Raw genomic sequence first — 15,611 nt, forward strand, 5'->3', positions numbered from 1 at the left:
CCGCCCTTACTCGTTAGATGACACCTGTACATAAAAGTGACGATGTCTCGGTCCGTCAAACTCACAAAAATAGATTCCCTGCCACGTTCCAAGCACAAGATCACCATGATGGACAAGAACATGCTGAGATGCTCCCATATAACTAGCTTTCATATGCGCTGCTGTGTTGCCTTCCATATGACGATCTTTTGGATGTTCCCACGGAAAGACTTCGTCAAGCCGGCGCAGCATATCTCGTTTGACGTCTGGGTCGGCATTTTCATTAATGGTGATTCCAGCCGTCGTATGTGGACAATAGACCATAACCGTTCCGTTTTGAATCCCAGTTTCCCGGACATATTGCTGAACTTCATGGGTAATGTCTATCATGTCATCGTGTTTGTCTGTTTGTACATTGATTTTTTTCATTTCTCTGCTCCTTTTGATCATCTCTATAAAACCATACCCTTTTTATGTGAAACCAATCACTGCCGGTTGGCAGAAACAAATCTTCTTACCTAAAGTTTACCAAGCAAAAAAACCTCGTCAATAGCTCCGAGGTTTTTAGGAAAAGTGAACCTTTTTTACTTCTATGGTTCGAATATGATGATCTTCTGCATCGACGATTTTAAATTCACAGCCTTCTGCTTCAATGATATCTCCAATGTCAAAGTCAATTTTATGCGTCATCATCCAACCGGCAATTGTATCAACATCATCATTTTCAATCGCTAAATCCAATAAATCATTTACTTCATCGATCAAGGCTTTTCCATCCATGACATAGTGGAAGTCACCTTTTTTCACAATATGTGGGGTTTCATCTTGATCATATTCGTCCCGAATCTCCCCCACAATTTCTTCTAATATGTCTTCAACTGTGACGAGACCTGCTGTTCCGCCGTATTCATCTACAAGCACCGACATATGAATCCGTTCCTTTTGCATCAAAATCAGCAGTTCTTGAACCGGTGTACTTTCAATGACTCGAATAACAGGGCGCATTAAGTCTTCAATGGACACCTCTTGATTAAGAAAACTTGCTTTAAATACGTCTTTGCTATTGATCACACCAATGACATGATCTTTATCTTCTTTAATGACAGGATAACGTGTATACCTTTCGTTCAGCATATAATGCGTCACGTCTTCCAGGCTCTGTTCAATTTCAATGGCAGAGATTTCTGTGCGCGGGATCATGATCTCTCTCGCCACTCGGTTATCAAATTCAAATATTTTATTGACATATTTGTATTCAGATTGGTTGATCTCGCCCTTTTCGTAGCTTTCAGACAGGATGAGACGCAATTCTTCCTCACTGATCGCCACTTCATGTTCTTTGACAGAATGAAAACCAAATAATTTCACAATGCCTCGTGCAGCCCCATTTAATGCTTTAATAAACGGATACATGACTTTATAGAAAAAAATAAGAGGTTTTGCCGTCACAAGACTGACGGCTTCTGCCTTTTGAATGGCAATCGTTTTGGGAGCAAGTTCCCCAACGACAACATGCAAAAACGTAATGATCACAAAGGCAATGATAAACGATATGATGTCTGTCAAAGCGGAATGAAGCCCTGCCTTTTCAAAAAGCGGATGCAGGAAATGTTCCACTGTCGGCTCCCCTAACCACCCTAAGCCTAATGCCGTGATGGTAATACCAAGCTGACAGGCAGATAAATATTCATCAAGGTTGGTTGTCAGTTTCTGAACATGAATGGCTCTCTTATCACCGCTTTCAATCAGCTGATTGATTTTTGAGCCTCTAATTTTCACAATCGCAAATTCAGTGACAACAAAAAATGCTGTCGCAGCAATGAGTAATAGGACTAAAAATACGTTTAAAATATACAAAAAAACCCTTACCTAACACGGGTAAGGGCTCACCTCCTCTGGCGTCAATTAATCATTACGGCCATTTAGGAAGATCATTACAAAACGGAGCAATTCAAACAGGGAGACAAGGGCCGCTGCTACGTACGTAAGAGCTGCGGCATTTAACACCTTGTTCACGCCTCTTTCTTCACTGCTTCTAATGATTCCTTCTGAAACAATGATATTCTTTGCACGAGAACTTGCGTTAAACTCAACAGGCAATGTCACTAGCTGAAAGAACACAGCAGCTGAGAACAAAACGATCCCAAGCCCGATTAAGTTAAGGCTGCCGAGCAATAATCCACCTAGGAAAAGAAGCGGGGCAACACCAGATGCAAAGTTCACGACAGGGAAAATCTTATGTCTCAAGACAAGCGCACCATAGGATTCCTGATGCTGCAAGGCATGTCCAACCTCGTGTGATGCGACTGAAATGGCCGAAATGGAATGGCCATAATACACTGGTTCAGATAAACGAACCACACGCTGCGTCGGGTCGTAATGATCAGTCAAAGTTCCTCTTACCGGTTCAACGGGTACGTCGTATAACCCGTTGCGATCTAAAATATATCGAGCGGTTTCAGCACCTGTTTTCATACTGGCAGCTTCAACCTTTGAATACTTTTCAAAATTATTCTTTACTTTAAATTGTGCCCAAAAAGACAATCCCAATGCGGCAAATGTTAAAAAATAAAAAAACAGCATGCTCATCAGCTTCCTTTTTATTTTATATATTTATTTACAATTTTAATGACTTTTATGTAACGTGTACAGCAAAAAGCACTAGGTCTTTTTAAGGGGAATCACTACACCAATGAAAAAGAAGAACATTCCGATGCATGCTGTATAAAATGTCACCGTTCCATATAGGTCTTGAAAAAAACGAAGCCACGAGAAATCATTCATGAAATGGTTCACCGCATTTAAATCAAACACGAGTAAAATCACCGCAGATGATAAAAAGTGTGCGCCGATAAAAAGAAGTACGGTCTTTTGAACAAACGACATTCGCATTCCCTCCTTCTTCTCTCTTATTTTAAGATATGGGTTCTGTTTCAATACATGACGATGATGAAAAATTGTTTCCTAATCGGGCATACTGACATTAGCAGTCTCCCTGAAAGGACGAGTTCGATGAAATCAAACCGTATCTTCATTGCCTGGCTAAGATGGCCTCTTTATGTTCGCATTGCGATCATCATCTGTTTCTTGCTTCTCTTTTTTGGACAATTAATCGTCATACTTGAACCAAAGCAGTATCATACGATCTTTGATGGGATCTGGTGGGCTCTCATTACAGTCGCGACGGTAGGCTATGGTGATTTTGTGCCGCAAACCATGCCCGGACAAATCGCAGGTATGGCGCTGATTCTGATCGGGGCAAGCTTTGTAACGGCTTATTTTGCCACACTCGCTGCCGCTGTGTTCAGTAAGCAGCACCATTATGTAGAAGGAAAGGTCGCTTTTAAGGGGAAAGGACATGTCATTATCGTTGGCTGGAATGAGAAAACGAACAAACTGCTTCAATCGTTTCAAACCATTGATCCCGCCATGCCGATTGTACTCATTGATGATTCCTTAAAGGAAGGACCTCTTTTAGAGAATGTCCATTTTATTAAAGGCCATGGTACAGAGGATGCCACACTTCGCAGAGCAAATATTATGAGTGCTGATACATTGATGATTACCGCCGACCAGCATGAAAATGAAGTGACGGCTGATATGCAGAGTGTCTTAACCTTGCTTGCGGCAAAAGGATTAAATCCTTCGTTATATTGTTTAATTGAAATTTTAACAGATCGCTATGTGAAAAATGCTGAGCGGGCTGGAGCCAATCAAGTCATCCACACTTCTGATGCCGTGAATCATTTAATGGTGGAGCATTTTCTTTTAAAAGAACAGCTCATGGCGTTAAAAATCAAAAGAAACATGACCCTCCATAAACAGATCACCATCATTCCAGTACCGGCTTCATTAGCTGGAGAGACATTCTTAACGGCACTTCATCACTTTCTAGAGCACCATGTCATCATTGTAGGCGTACAAAAAAAAGAAGGACCCATGATGAATCCTCCTTTTGGATATGAGCTTCATCCAGAGGATGAGCTGATCAGCTTTTAAAGCAGTGCATCTTCTAATTCTTTGACGAGTGAAAAGCCAATTTCGGCATAAGCCTTTGACACATCTCCGTCTTTCTCTTTCGGTTCTTGGAATTGGTTAAAAGATGCCCCGACATTTCCAACCATCGCATGGTCATCTAATTTATCTTGATAGACATGCTTTAAGAGAAATGGATGTCCCATTTTCACCACAACGCCTGGCTGATCCAGCTGTCCTTTCTCGGCTGTAAACGGAACTCTGAGAAAGGTATAGCCGTCACGGTTGTCAATTTTATAATCAAAATATCCATGATCATAATCCCAATTCCCATTAATGACATATCCGAGCGGCTTCATGTTTTCTTCTAAATGGTACAGTGAAAAGCTTTCACCAGTTAGCCTAGATGGTACATGAATCATACAGAACCCTCCTTTTTGTATAGGGTTCGTTAAAGAGAGGAATTCATACATTTGCCTTTTGTGATTTGCACATTGTTTGTAAATGCGGCATCAAATAAGGCCTGGCTGGATGATGCATTTGTCTCGTTCACACTGCCCGCTCCTGATGTTTCTTTCGTAGCACTCATTGGACAAATCCGCCCAACATTCCCAAAGTTAACGATGGCCTGCCCTGAAATGTCATGGATATAAATATGATTTGTTCTCATCGCTTCATCAACCTCCTCCATTGATTATTCTATGTACAGAGCTTAGGGAGGCTTGCACTGACACCATGAGAACATAAAAAAAGGCACACCTTATGAAAAGATGTGCCTTTTATTCTTATGATTGTTTGAGACGGCTCTCAAGTTCTGCCTTTTTCTCTTCGAAGCCCGGTTTTCCTAATAAAGCAAACATGTTCACTTTATACGCTTCTACTCCAGGCTGGTCGAATGGATTGACGCCTAGTAAATACCCAGACATCGCACATGCTTTTTCGAAGAAGTACACGAGATATCCGAATGTATAAGCATCCATTTCAGGAATCGTCACAATCAGGTTCGGTACTTTTCCATCCGTATGAGCAAGCATTGTGCCTTCAAATGCTTTTTTATTGACGAAATCAACCGTTTTTCCTGCAAGATAGTTTAACCCATCAAGGTCTTGTTCTTCTGCTTCGATGACAAGTTCATGTCGTGGCTTGTCTACATTCACGATGGTTTCAAACAAGTCTCTTCTTCCTTCTTGTACATATTGACCAAGTGAATGAAGATCCGTTGAGAAGTTGGCAGATGAAGGATAGATTCCTTTTTCATCTTTCCCCTCACTTTCACCGAATAACTGCTTCCACCATTCTGCAAAGTATTGTAATCCTGGCTCATAGTTAATCAGCATTTCAATTGTCCGTCCTTTATTGTAAAGAACATTACGAACAACCGCATATTGATAAGCCGCATTTTCTGAGAGCTCAGATGAAGCGAAGTCTTCACTTGCTTTCGCAGCACCTTCCATCATTTGATCAATGTCTGCACCGCTTACAGCGATTGGCAATAGACCAACTGCTGTTAAGACGGAATAGCGTCCGCCGACGTCATCAGGGATGATAAATGATTCATAGCCTTCTTCAGTTGCTAATGTTTTGAGTGCCCCGCGTGCCTTGTCAGTTGTCGCATAGATGCGTTTTTTCGCTTCTTCAGCACCATATTTTTCGATAAGGAGCTTTTTAAAGATACGGAACGCAATGGCTGGCTCTGTTGTTGTACCAGATTTTGAAATCACGTTAATGGAGAAATCGGCATCTTCTAGCAGATCCATTACATCTGTTAAATAAGAAGAACTGATGTTGTTTCCAATAAAGATGATTTGCGGTGTTTTGCGTTTGCCTTTTGGCAAAGTATTATAGAAAGAATGGTTTAAAAACTCAATGGCCGCACGTGCCCCAAGATAAGATCCACCAATTCCAACAACGAGTAATACATCAGAATCAGATTTAATCTTTTCAGCACTTTTTTGAATGCGGGCAAATTCTTCGCGATCATATTGCTTCGGTAAGTCAACCCAGCCTAAATAATCACTGCCAGCACCCGTTTGTTCATGAATATTATGATGGGCCACCTTCACAAAATCTTTTAAATATGTAAGCTCATGTTCTTGAAAGAAAGGTAACGCTTTCGAGTAGTCAAATTGAATATGTGTCATCGCTTGTAAGCCCTCCATTACGTTAGTTCTGTCCCTTTCACTTTAGCGGAACTAGCTATTGAAATCAAGTGATCATCATTGATGCAGCAAAAAGCCGCTCCTCATGAAGAGAAGCGGCCATCCAAATTATAGAGAAGCTTTCAAAATCGCTAAAATGTCATCACGGCCAAGTTTCATAAAGTTACCAAAACCACCATATTCCATTTCTTTTGCTGCGATGTCAGCAATTTTGTCCAGTTGATCTTCACCAATATCATAATCCGCTAAACGGCTCGGTGCACCGAGGCTTGTCCAGAAGGCTGACAGCTTGTCGATTCCTTCTAATGCGATGTCACGATCCGATTTTCCTTCTGTCTCAATGTCAAACATGTTCAACATGAGGTTTTTAAAACGTTCGACATTATGATCAAGTGTATGACGCATCCAGTTTGGGAAGAGGATCGCAAGTCCACCCGCATGCGGAATGTCATAAACAGCTGATACTGCATGCTCAATCGTATGTGATGCCCAGTCGCCAAAATAGCCCATTTGCAGCGTGCCATTTAAAGCAATCGTTCCTGCATAAAGGATGGTTTCACGGTGCTCATAGTTTTGTAAGTCTTCAAGTAGCTTTGGCGCTGTCTCGATGACTGTTTGAAGAACAGCAAAACACATCCGATCTTGTAAAGGCGTGTTTTTGACATTATGGAAATATTGTTCAAATACATGGCTCATCATATCAACCATGCCATACACCGTTTGATTCTCTGGCACAGAATATGTGTGCTCAGGATCTAAAATTGAAAAAGCAGGGTGCGTGACTGAACTGCCCCACACGTACTTTTCATTTGTTTCCCAGTTCGTGATCACAGAATCCGGGTTCATTTCTGAGCCTGTCGCTGCAAGTGTCAATACTGTGCCAAATGGCAGTGCTTTTTGAGCGGTCGTTTTCTTTGAAATAATATCCCAAACATTCCCGTCATATTCAGCTCCAGCTGCAATGGCTTTTGTACAGTCGATGACACTTCCCCCACCAACTGCTAATAAGAAATCAATGTTCTCATTTTGGCAAATGTCGATCCCTTTTTGCACTGTAGTGAGGCGAGGGTTCGGTTCAACTCCTGACAGTTCAAATACGTCAGCCTCTGCTTCATTTAAAGTGCTGATGACCTTATCATAAAGACCATTTTTCTTAATACTGCCTCCACCATATACAAGAAGCACTCGCTTTCCATAACGAGCGAGTTCGCTTTTTAGTCCGTCTAGTTGTCCTTTTCCAAACATTAATTTCGTTGGATTATAGTAAATAAAGTTCTCCATCTGTTCTACATCTCCTTAAAACATATATATCCAAAAACATGAAAGACTACTGTAACATATGTACATGCAGAACTCAAAAAAGATAACTGCTTAAAAGCAGCTATCTTTTCCATGTTCGATTATAAAGAAGCGTTTAAAATAGCTAGAACATCTTCCTTGTTCAGCTTTTTAAATTGGCCAAATTCACCACGTGCCATTGCACGGTCTGCAATCAGATCAATTTTCTCATCGTTGATGTCATAGTCAGCTAAACGGTTTGGTGCTCCTAAACTTGTCCAGAAAGCAGAAAGTTTTTCGATTCCTTCTAAGCCAACTTCTTCGTCTGTTTTGCCCGCAGGGTCTACATCGAATACACGCACTGCTAATTGCTTGAAGCGACCTGGGTTTTCTTGAATGACATGCTTCATCCAGTTCGGGAACAAGATCGCAAGTCCGCCTGCATGAGGGATGTCATACACCGCAGATACCGCATGCTCAATATTGTGAGATGCCCAGTCTCCGCGTGCGCCCATTGAAAGCATTCCATTCAGTGCAATGGTGCCTGTGAATAAAATCGTTTCACGAAGCTCATAGTTTTCCAAATCATTGATCAGCTTTGGTGCTGTTTCAATGACCGTACGAAGAAGTCCTTCACACATACGATCTTGGTAAGGTGTATTCTCCGTGTGATGGAAATATTGTTCAAACACGTGAGACATCATGTCGACCATGCCATAAATCGTATGGTTTTTTGGCACAGTAAATGTATTGACTGGGTCAAGAATAGAGAATTTAGGGAAGACAGCTGGACTGCCCCATCCGTATTTCTCATTTGTTTCCCAGTTTGTGATGACGGAGCCAGAGTTCATTTCAGAACCTGTCGCGGCAAGTGTTAATACTGTACCAAATGGGATGGCTTCCATTGGGACATGCTTACGAGTGACGATATCCCAAGCATCTCCATCGTATTTCGCACCAGCTGCGATCGCTTTGGTTGCGTCAATGACACTACCTCCGCCGACTGCCAAAATAAAATCAATTTGGTTCTCTTTGCAAAGCTCAACCCCTTTTCTAACCGTTGTTAAGCGCGGGTTTGGCTCAACACCAGCAAGCTCAGTGATTGCAGCTCCTGATTCTTTTAAGATACTGACAACTTGGTCATAAAGGCCATTTCGTTTAATGCTGCCTCCACCATATACAAGCAATACGTTTTTTCCGTAGTGTTTTAGTTCATCTGAAAGGGCTGATACTTCTCCCTTTCCAAAAATTAATTTCGTTGGGTTCCAATAAGTAAATCGATCCATGTGATCTCCTCCTCGCGCTACATTATGCGCCTCTTTCATTCCAAAAGTAAAGTAATTTGCTTTCATCCATTTTCTTACGCATAGTTTGGCTAAAAATCTGCAAAATATAAATGTATTGATACTGTAGCGAAAGGAGGAATCACGATGAGTGCTATTCAGCGTATTGCCCTCGTGCTCACGATTATCGGTGCTATTAACTGGGGACTAATCGGCTTTTTTCAATTTGACTTAGTAGCAGCGATCTTTGGCGGTCAAGGTGCTGCATTATCACGTATTATTTATGGTCTTGTTGGAATTGCAGGCCTTGTCAATCTTGGTCTGTTGTTCAAACCTAGTGAAGAAGCTGTCCGCCGTGACGAGCCAAATCCAGAGGTCCGCTAATGAAAAAGACATAAAAAAAGACTGCCTATGAGGCAGCCTAAGGCACCGTTTGAAGCGGTGCTTTTTTTATTTCTTGATAAGGTCTTTACGGTTTGATTGCTCAATCCACTCTTCAAGTTTATCTTTCAGTGTATTGAAACCTTGTGGTGCAGCAGCTTCTTCTTTCACTTGCTGTGGTCTTTGTTTCTTTGGTTTGCTTTCTTTTCTTTCAGGTGCTTCTTGCGTTGCACGGATAGAAAGGCTGATTTTACCAGCATTTTCATCAACAGAAAGAACTTTCACTTGTACTTCGTCACCAATCGAAAGGTGCTCGTTGATGTCTTTTACAAAACCGTGTGTCACTTCAGAAATGTGCACAAGTCCTTGAGTTTCTTCATCTAATGCAACAAACGCACCATACGCTTGTAATCCTGTTACTTTACCAGTGTAAACACTGCCTACTTCAAACTTTGTCGCCATGATAACAACTCCTAAATAAATGTTTTAATATTCGTTTATACGCAATTAAAAACTATATCACAGAACGGTCTTTTACGCAAAATATTTTTTAATTGGGTTTAGATCCGTTCAAAAGGGGGAATACCTGAAAACAAGAATGCTTTCTAGTATTCCCCCCTAATTTGAGAGGCATGAATCCAGATGGATTGATGCCTTTTTTTATTTTAAGATAGCAGGTGCCTCTTCTTTCACTTGTCTATTCTGCAAAAAACGCTGGATTCTTGAAAGTGATTCCTGCAAGTGATCGAGTGATGACGCATATGAACAGCGAATATGTCCTTCACCACTTGGACCGAATACATTTCCAGGGACAACCGCTACTTTCTCGCTAAGCAGCAGCTCCTCGGCAAATTGTTCTGAAGTCATGCCTGTGCTTTTAATGGACGGGAAAGCGTAAAACGCTCCGTTTGGCTGGTGGCAAGTGAGTCCAAGTTCATTGAGAGAGCCGACAAACAAATTACGGCGTCTTCTGTAGCTTTTCTTCATTTTCTCCACATCTTCAAGTCCATTTTTTAATGCTTCTTCTGCGGCATATTGTGCCATAGCTGGTGCACACATCATAGTATATTGATGTATTTTCAGCATGGCATCACGGAGGACTGGCGGTGCTGCCACATAGCCTAAGCGCCACCCCGTCATAGCGAACCCTTTGGAAAAGCCTGAAATCAAAATCGTTCTTTCCTTCATATCTTGAATCGCCGCTACGCTCGTAAAAGCTTCATCGTATGTCAACTCTGCATAAATCTCATCTGTGATGATTAAAAGATCATGCTCCTTTGCAAACTGAGCAATATCTTCAAGCTCTTCTTTCGAGTAAACAGACCCTGTTGGGTTTGATGGAGAGCATAGCAAGATGGCTTTTGTTTTCGGCGTCAGCTTCGTACGAAGATCAGCAGAATCGGCTTTAAAATCTTTTTCAGCCGATGTACTTAAATAAACCGGTACACCGCCCGCAAGTGTCGTCAGAGCCCCATATGCGACGAAACAAGGCTCTGGAATGATTACTTCGTCCCCGTTGTTTAAAATGGCGCGAAAGGCCAAATCAAGCGCCTGGCTGCCGCCAACCGTAATAATGAGTTCTTCTTCAGGACTGTACTCAATGTGAAACCGCTTATATAAATAATGGCTCAATTCTTTTCGCAAAGAGAGCAGCCCAGCATTTGCTGTATAAGAGGTCAGTCCTTGTTCTAAAGACATAATACTGGCTTCTCTCACATTCCAAGCTGTCACGAAATCCGGTTCGCCGACCCCGAGGGAGATAACCCCTTCCATTGTGGCTGCCAAATCAAAGAATTTCCGAATACCTGACGGCTGAATGCTTTGTACCGTTTCAGATAAATAAGACTTTTTCATTTAAGGAGACACCACGATTCTTTTGTCATCGTCCCCTGTTTCAAAGACTTTCCCATCATGCTTATATCTTTTCAAAATAAAGTGGGTAGTGGTTGAAACAACAGAATCAAGTGTCGATAATTTTTCAGATACGAAGCGGGCGATATCAGACATGGATCTTCCTCTGATCACAACAGATAAATCATACACGCCTGACATTAAATACACGGACTCCACTTCTTGGAACCTGTAAATCCGTTCAGCAATTTCATCAAAACCGACGCCTCTTTTTGGGGTCACTTTCACATCAATCATCGCTGTAACGCCTTCGTGTCCGTCTACTTTTCGCCAGTCAATCATGGTCGAATAATCAATAATGACTTTTTGATCTTCGAGCTTTTGAATAATGGCTTCTGCTTCTTCTGATGTCACACCTGCCATTTTTGCAATTGTATTTAAATCGGCGCGGCTGTTTTCATCTAAAATCTCTAATATTTCAGTTTCTTTTTCGGTTAGTTTCATTGATTTCACACCTCTGATTGTAAAAAGCTAGTTTTAAAAAATCTTCTGAACATTATAGCACGTTTTTCCCATTATGCTAAGCAGGGAAAAGATTCTAATCGTAGCTTAAAATCCACTTTTTAGGGTACAATACAGTCACCTAACAGAGAGTGAGTATCAAATATCGGAGTTGATGAGTGTGGACATTGTACAGCCATCCTATATGAAAAGTAAATTCGGTTTAGATATCTATTACGAACACTATCCAAATGAAGGTAAGAAGACATTGATTTTGATTCACGGCCTTTTCTCATCTACCTTCAGCTATCGAAAGCTCATCCCGCTTCTGAAACAAGACTTCAATTTAATTGCGATTGATCTGCCTCCATTCGGGCAGTCCGAAAAATCAAATACGTTCATTTACAGCTATCGCAACATGGCAAAAATCATCATTGAACTAGCTGGTTATTTGCAGATTCAGCATGCGATCCTCGTGGGGCATTCCATGGGGGGACAAATTGCTTTATATGCTGCCTCTGAGCGTCCCGACCTATTTGAAAAAGCTGTTCTTTTGTGCAGCTCAGGGTATATGAATAAGTCCAAAAAGTCGCTAGTTTACAGCACATATATTCCTTATTTTTATCTCTATTTAAAAAGAAAGTTGTTCAAGCAAGGTATTATGAAAAATTTAACCGCTGTTGTGCATGATCATTCGATTATTGATCAAGAGATGGTAGACGGATATTTAAAGCCTTTTTCAGATGACCAAATTTTTAAAGGTATTTTTCGTTTGATCCGGCACAGGGAAGGCGATTTAGCGTCAGATGTCTTAAAGAAAATGGAGACACCTGTCCTGCTGATTTGGGGGGAGGAAGACCGGATCGTTCCTATTCAAATTGGCGAAAGACTGCACAAGGATCTGCCACATTCAACCTTTCACGCATTAAAAAAAACCGGGCACCTCATCCCTGAGGAAAATCCGGTCTTTGTGTCTGATCAAATTGGTCATTTCAGCCTGTCTTAAAACGAGCAGGAGCTACTTTCTCTTATGATAAAAAGCTGATTTGCGATATGCTGGCAGCTTTCCATCGGAAGAAGCTGATCAAATGAGTGATGGTAAATGGCTTGAATGTCTTTCGCGAAAGATAACGGGTCTTCTGCGTCGTATAAGGCACTGATGACGTCAGCAGGCTCCGTTTCGTAAAAGTCCTCTCCGTACTGAAAAGGGTCCCATGCCTTAATGATTTGAATCATCTCTTCTACAGCTTGACTATCTTTCATGGGGATCACCGCTTATAATAAATTTTGTGATGTTTATTTTAGCACAACCAAGAATGGTTGAAAAACGGCTAGAGGTGGGTTTCATGAATTTCGACGAACAGATCATACGTAAAGGTTCAAAATCAGTCAAATGGGATCAAGCAGAGTCTTTGTTCCTGACAACAGATGCGCTGCCAATGTGGGTAGCAGATATGGATTTTAAAGCGCCGCAAGTCGTACTTGATGCTTTAAAAGAACGATTAGATCACGGCGTATTCGGCTATGCATTTCAGGATCAGGATACGCAGCAAGCAGTAGCTGACTGGGTCAAAAGAAGACACGGTTGGACGATACAAACAGATGCCGTCACCTTCACACCAGGTATCGTGACAGCACTTAGTTTTGCGGTACAAGCCTTTACAGCTCCGAATGATGAAGTGGTCATTCAGTCACCGGTGTATACGCCCTTCTATCAAATGATTGAAAGAAACGGACGTATCGTCTCAACCAACCCTTTAAAAATAGAAAACAACCGTTACATGATGGATTTTGATGATTTAGAGAAGAAATTAAGCAAACCAGAAGCAAAGCTGATGTTTCTTTGTCATCCGCATAATCCTTCAGGGAGAGCTTGGTCAAAAGAGGAATTAAAGCGTGTAGGAGATCTATGTGTACAGTACGGTGTCACCGTCGTGTCAGATGAAATTCATTCCGATCTGATGCTTTACGGACAGCCGCATGTGCCTTTTGCAAGCCTTTCTGATGAGATAGCTAACATCACGGTAACGTGTATTGCACCGAGTAAAACATTTAATTTAGCTGGTCTTCAGGCATCTGCCATTATCATTTCTGATGAAGAAAAAAGAACCCTTTTCACCAATGAAGTGCAAAGAAATGGATTGTCTAAACTGAATGCCTTTGCGATTCCTGCCATGGAGGCGGCCTATCGCCACGGAGATGAGTGGCTTGATTCACTTGTTCTTTATCTCGAAAATAATATGAAGATCGCAATGGATTATATTGATGAATATCTGCCGAGCATGCGTTATATGAAACCAGATGCTTCTTATCTATTGTGGCTGGATATTCGTGATTATGAGCTCACTCAAGCAGAATTGAAACGTAATCTGCTGAAAAAGGGCAAGGTCATACTAGAGCTCGGAAACGTATATGGGCACGAAGGAGACGGCTTTATTCGAATGAATCTAGGCTGTCCTGCCGGAACAGTGAAAGAAGGTCTGAAGCGCCTTCACCAAGCATTCACTCAATCATCCGAATAAAACCATTTCTATCAAAAGAACATCCTAACGGGTGTTCTTTTTAAAGAAAAAAACCCTCCTATTATCATATCTACTTTGTACATGAAATGATATAATGAGAGGAATTACAATTATTTACGAGGAGAGCATTTAAATGGAAATGTTCAAGGATTTTCTGCTCCATGTATCTTTTATTCTATTTCCAATCTTTTTATATCATGCACTATGGCTAAGCCGGACCCCTGCTCATTTCCCTAAAACGAATAAACTGCTCATCACCATATTTGCATCCATTTCATCAGCACTATGTATTATGTATCCAGTTGGTTCGATTTTAGATTTGCAGACTGGGCTTCAATCGATTCCCCTTGTACTGGCTATTTTATACGGGGGATATACCGCCGGAATCGTCGCTATCTTAGTTAGTTCAACCGTAAAGTTCGTGATGTATGGCTCTTTTTTATGGGTTGGATTGATTGTTGTACCGATTTACTTTTTCATTCCTTTCCTGCTTTACCGGAAATGGCGCCAATATTCTAAGCAGAGAAAGCTGTTATACGGAGTCATGATTGCGTTATCAAAAGGGATGTTTATTTACATTGGACTGCTTGTGGTCAGCTTAATAGAGTACAGCCCTGCATTCATTATGCAACAAAAGCTGCTCGAATTATTTTTCTCAACTCTTTACTACATATTCTTCCTTGTGCTGAGTATTTATTCCATTGAGTTTGTGAAAGAGAATGCGCAAATGAGAACACAGCTTGTCCAATCAGAGAAACTGACGATTGTGAGTGAACTTGCAGCAAGTGTCGCCCATGAAGTCCGCAATCCGCTGACGGTGGTGAGAGGATTTATCCAACTGCTCTTTTCAAGTGACAATTCGAAAGAGCCGTCAACCAATAAAGATTATAAAAATCTCGTTTTATCTGAACTTGACCGTGCGCAGGATATTATTACGAGCTATCTTGATATTGCGAAACAAAATTATTATCAAATTGAGTCTCTCAATTTATCTAAATTACTTGAAGAGTGTGCGTCGCTGATGACATCCTATGCGAATTTTAAGTCGGTCACGATTCATCAATCGATTGAACCAGACTTATACATCCAAGGTGATGAAACGAAAATCAAACAAGTCATGATTAATTTAATCAAAAATGCAATTGAAGCAGCGCCCGAACACGAAGGTAAAATCGAACTGTTTGCTTCAAAAGAAAATCATCGAATCTGCCTTTATTTCGTTGATAACGGTGTAGGCATGTCAGAAAGCCAAATGAAAAAGCTTGGTGAACCCTATTACACATTGAAAAATAAAGGAACAGGGCTTGGGCTGACAGTAACATTTTCCATCATTGAAAATCATCATGGAACCATTCGTTTCAAAAGCTCATTGCAGTCTGGTACAACAGTCACCGTGAAGTTTCCTGAAGATACAAGAAGAAAATGATCAATCCATTTTTTTTGTCCTTTTTTCATCGATCTGCTCCTGCTTCTTAGAAGCACGAACGATCAGACGAAAGCAAATAAATGCAGCAGCAAAGAAAAGCACCGTCGTGATTGCCGCAGGGATATACTCCCTTTTATCTTCAGGAAAATACAGTAGAAAGAATATGATGAACGACATGATTCGCTCTTCCCCCTTTTGCTCGTTTACTTCACTATATTGGCTAAAAGAAAGGAAATACCTTCTTATGCGAAGGAAA

At 41.2% G+C, this 15,611-nt stretch carries 19 protein-coding genes; 5 read left to right on the forward strand and 14 right to left on the reverse strand.

From position 1 onward, the window contains the following. Nucleotides 1-6: 6 nt before the first annotated feature. From NST15_RS14545 to NST15_RS14560, 4 genes are all read right to left on the reverse strand, one after another. Nucleotides 7-408 carry a secondary thiamine-phosphate synthase enzyme YjbQ gene (locus tag NST15_RS14545; RefSeq protein WP_007500538.1) on the reverse strand — a complete coding sequence of 134 codons (402 nt, stop codon included), beginning with the start codon at nt 406-408 and terminating at the stop codon, nt 7-9. Between the two features lie 135 nt (nt 409-543). Beyond that, nucleotides 544-1,836, reverse strand: coding sequence for a hemolysin family protein (locus NST15_RS14550; protein ID WP_007500537.1), 1,293 nt, complete (start codon nt 1,834-1,836; stop codon nt 544-546). Nucleotides 1,837-1,884: 48 nt separating this feature from the next. Then, nucleotides 1,885-2,559, reverse strand: a complete 675-nt coding sequence (locus tag NST15_RS14555) for a zinc metallopeptidase (protein ID WP_024719711.1) — start codon at nt 2,557-2,559, stop codon at nt 1,885-1,887. A gap of 81 nt (nt 2,560-2,640) precedes the next feature. After that, the gene (locus tag NST15_RS14560) at nt 2,641-2,865 is read right to left on the reverse strand and encodes a hypothetical protein (protein ID WP_008345775.1); all 225 of its coding nucleotides are present in this window, start codon (nt 2,863-2,865) and stop codon (nt 2,641-2,643) included. A 126-nt stretch (nt 2,866-2,991) separates the two neighbouring features. Between NST15_RS14560 and NST15_RS14565 the strand changes: the two genes are divergently transcribed. Next, a complete protein-coding gene (locus NST15_RS14565; RefSeq protein ID WP_041507696.1) occupies nt 2,992-3,978 on the forward strand; it encodes a potassium channel family protein in 987 nt (328 codons plus the stop codon). On the opposite strand, the gene NST15_RS14570 is transcribed toward NST15_RS14565, so the two are convergent. The 5 genes from NST15_RS14570 to NST15_RS14590 form a co-directional block, all read right to left on the reverse strand. Continuing rightward, a complete protein-coding gene (locus tag NST15_RS14570) occupies nt 3,975-4,376 on the reverse strand; it encodes a YugN-like family protein (RefSeq protein ID WP_008345780.1) in 402 nt (133 codons plus the stop codon). The genes NST15_RS14565 and NST15_RS14570 overlap by 4 nt on opposite strands. Nucleotides 4,377-4,405: 29 nt before the next feature. Further along, nucleotides 4,406-4,624 carry a spore germination protein gene (locus tag NST15_RS14575; protein WP_144610069.1) on the reverse strand — a complete coding sequence of 73 codons (219 nt, stop codon included), beginning with the start codon at nt 4,622-4,624 and terminating at the stop codon, nt 4,406-4,408. A gap of 115 nt (nt 4,625-4,739) precedes the next feature. Further along, a complete protein-coding gene (locus tag NST15_RS14580) occupies nt 4,740-6,095 on the reverse strand; it encodes a glucose-6-phosphate isomerase (protein ID WP_017367943.1) in 1,356 nt (451 codons plus the stop codon). 126 nt (nt 6,096-6,221) lie between these two features. Further along, nucleotides 6,222-7,394 (reverse strand): iron-containing alcohol dehydrogenase, encoded by a 1,173-nt coding sequence (locus tag NST15_RS14585; protein WP_058213663.1) that lies wholly within the window; start codon nt 7,392-7,394, stop codon nt 6,222-6,224. Nucleotides 7,395-7,513: 119 nt separating this feature from the next. Continuing rightward, nucleotides 7,514-8,677, reverse strand: coding sequence for an iron-containing alcohol dehydrogenase (locus NST15_RS14590; protein ID WP_017358962.1), 1,164 nt, complete (start codon nt 8,675-8,677; stop codon nt 7,514-7,516). 144 nt (nt 8,678-8,821) lie between these two features. Here NST15_RS14590 and NST15_RS14595 point away from each other — a divergent pair, with 144 nt between their 5' ends. Beyond that, entirely contained in the window at nt 8,822-9,058 is a 237-nt protein-coding gene (locus NST15_RS14595; protein ID WP_008345792.1) for a DUF378 domain-containing protein, read from the forward strand. 66 nt (nt 9,059-9,124) lie between these two features. Here NST15_RS14595 and yugI read toward each other — a convergent pair whose 3' ends face one another. From yugI to NST15_RS14610, 3 genes are all read right to left on the reverse strand, one after another. Further along, complete coding sequence (gene yugI, locus NST15_RS14600) at nt 9,125-9,517, reverse strand: S1 domain-containing post-transcriptional regulator GSP13 (RefSeq protein ID WP_008345795.1); 393 nt, start codon at nt 9,515-9,517, stop codon at nt 9,125-9,127. A gap of 198 nt (nt 9,518-9,715) precedes the next feature. Continuing rightward, complete coding sequence (locus NST15_RS14605; protein ID WP_342498607.1) at nt 9,716-10,909, reverse strand: aminotransferase; 1,194 nt, start codon at nt 10,907-10,909, stop codon at nt 9,716-9,718. After that, on the reverse strand, nt 10,910-11,410 hold the full coding sequence (locus tag NST15_RS14610; RefSeq protein WP_007500517.1) for an Lrp/AsnC family transcriptional regulator: 501 nt from the start codon (nt 11,408-11,410) through the stop codon (nt 10,910-10,912). Nucleotides 11,411-11,588: 178 nt separating this feature from the next. On the opposite strand from NST15_RS14610, the gene NST15_RS14615 reads away from it, so the two are divergent. Continuing rightward, on the forward strand, nt 11,589-12,413 hold the full coding sequence (locus NST15_RS14615) for an alpha/beta hydrolase (protein ID WP_342498608.1): 825 nt from the start codon (nt 11,589-11,591) through the stop codon (nt 12,411-12,413). Here the strand turns inward: NST15_RS14615 and NST15_RS14620 are convergent. Further along, complete coding sequence (locus NST15_RS14620; protein ID WP_025207895.1) at nt 12,410-12,670, reverse strand: DUF1871 family protein; 261 nt, start codon at nt 12,668-12,670, stop codon at nt 12,410-12,412. The genes NST15_RS14615 and NST15_RS14620 overlap by 4 nt on opposite strands. Before the next feature lie 83 nt (nt 12,671-12,753). On the opposite strand from NST15_RS14620, the gene NST15_RS14625 reads away from it, so the two are divergent. Next, nucleotides 12,754-13,929 (forward strand): MalY/PatB family protein, encoded by a 1,176-nt coding sequence (locus NST15_RS14625; RefSeq protein WP_212356996.1) that lies wholly within the window; start codon nt 12,754-12,756, stop codon nt 13,927-13,929. 133 nt (nt 13,930-14,062) lie between these two features. Then, on the forward strand, nt 14,063-15,355 hold the full coding sequence (locus tag NST15_RS14630) for a HAMP domain-containing sensor histidine kinase (RefSeq protein ID WP_138826349.1): 1,293 nt from the start codon (nt 14,063-14,065) through the stop codon (nt 15,353-15,355). Here the strand turns inward: NST15_RS14630 and NST15_RS14635 are convergent, their stop codons facing one another. Beyond that, a complete protein-coding gene (locus NST15_RS14635) occupies nt 15,356-15,532 on the reverse strand; it encodes a hypothetical protein (RefSeq protein WP_008345810.1) in 177 nt (58 codons plus the stop codon). Nucleotides 15,533-15,611 lie beyond the last annotated feature (79 nt).

This window comes from Bacillus sp. FSL R5-0820, assembly GCF_038593385.1.
Taxonomy (GTDB): Bacteria; Bacillota; Bacilli; order Bacillales; family Bacillaceae; genus Bacillus; species Bacillus altitudinis.

Coding starts and splice junctions, on each gene's coding strand:
- NST15_RS14595 (WP_008345792.1), top strand. CDS start 8,822: ATGAGTGCTATTCAGCGTATTGCCCTCGTGCTCACGATTATCGGTGCT.
- NST15_RS14575 (WP_144610069.1), bottom strand. CDS start 4,624: ATGAGAACAAATCATATTTATATCCATGACATTTCAGGGCAGGCCATC.
- NST15_RS14635 (WP_008345810.1), bottom strand. CDS start 15,532: ATGTCGTTCATCATATTCTTTCTACTGTATTTTCCTGAAGATAAAAGG.
- yugI (WP_008345795.1), bottom strand. CDS start 9,517: ATGGCGACAAAGTTTGAAGTAGGCAGTGTTTACACTGGTAAAGTAACA.
- NST15_RS14630 (WP_138826349.1), top strand. CDS start 14,063: ATGGAAATGTTCAAGGATTTTCTGCTCCATGTATCTTTTATTCTATTT.
- NST15_RS14580 (WP_017367943.1), bottom strand. CDS start 6,095: ATGACACATATTCAATTTGACTACTCGAAAGCGTTACCTTTCTTTCAA.
- NST15_RS14625 (WP_212356996.1), top strand. CDS start 12,754: ATGAATTTCGACGAACAGATCATACGTAAAGGTTCAAAATCAGTCAAA.
- NST15_RS14560 (WP_008345775.1), bottom strand. CDS start 2,865: ATGTCGTTTGTTCAAAAGACCGTACTTCTTTTTATCGGCGCACACTTT.
- NST15_RS14545 (WP_007500538.1), bottom strand. CDS start 408: ATGAAAAAAATCAATGTACAAACAGACAAACACGATGACATGATAGAC.
- NST15_RS14620 (WP_025207895.1), bottom strand. CDS start 12,670: ATGAAAGATAGTCAAGCTGTAGAAGAGATGATTCAAATCATTAAGGCA.
- NST15_RS14565 (WP_041507696.1), top strand. CDS start 2,992: ATGAAATCAAACCGTATCTTCATTGCCTGGCTAAGATGGCCTCTTTAT.
- NST15_RS14610 (WP_007500517.1), bottom strand. CDS start 11,410: ATGAAACTAACCGAAAAAGAAACTGAAATATTAGAGATTTTAGATGAA.
- NST15_RS14590 (WP_017358962.1), bottom strand. CDS start 8,677: ATGGATCGATTTACTTATTGGAACCCAACGAAATTAATTTTTGGAAAG.
- NST15_RS14585 (WP_058213663.1), bottom strand. CDS start 7,394: ATGGAGAACTTTATTTACTATAATCCAACGAAATTAATGTTTGGAAAA.
- NST15_RS14605 (WP_342498607.1), bottom strand. CDS start 10,909: ATGAAAAAGTCTTATTTATCTGAAACGGTACAAAGCATTCAGCCGTCA.
- NST15_RS14570 (WP_008345780.1), bottom strand. CDS start 4,376: ATGATTCATGTACCATCTAGGCTAACTGGTGAAAGCTTTTCACTGTAC.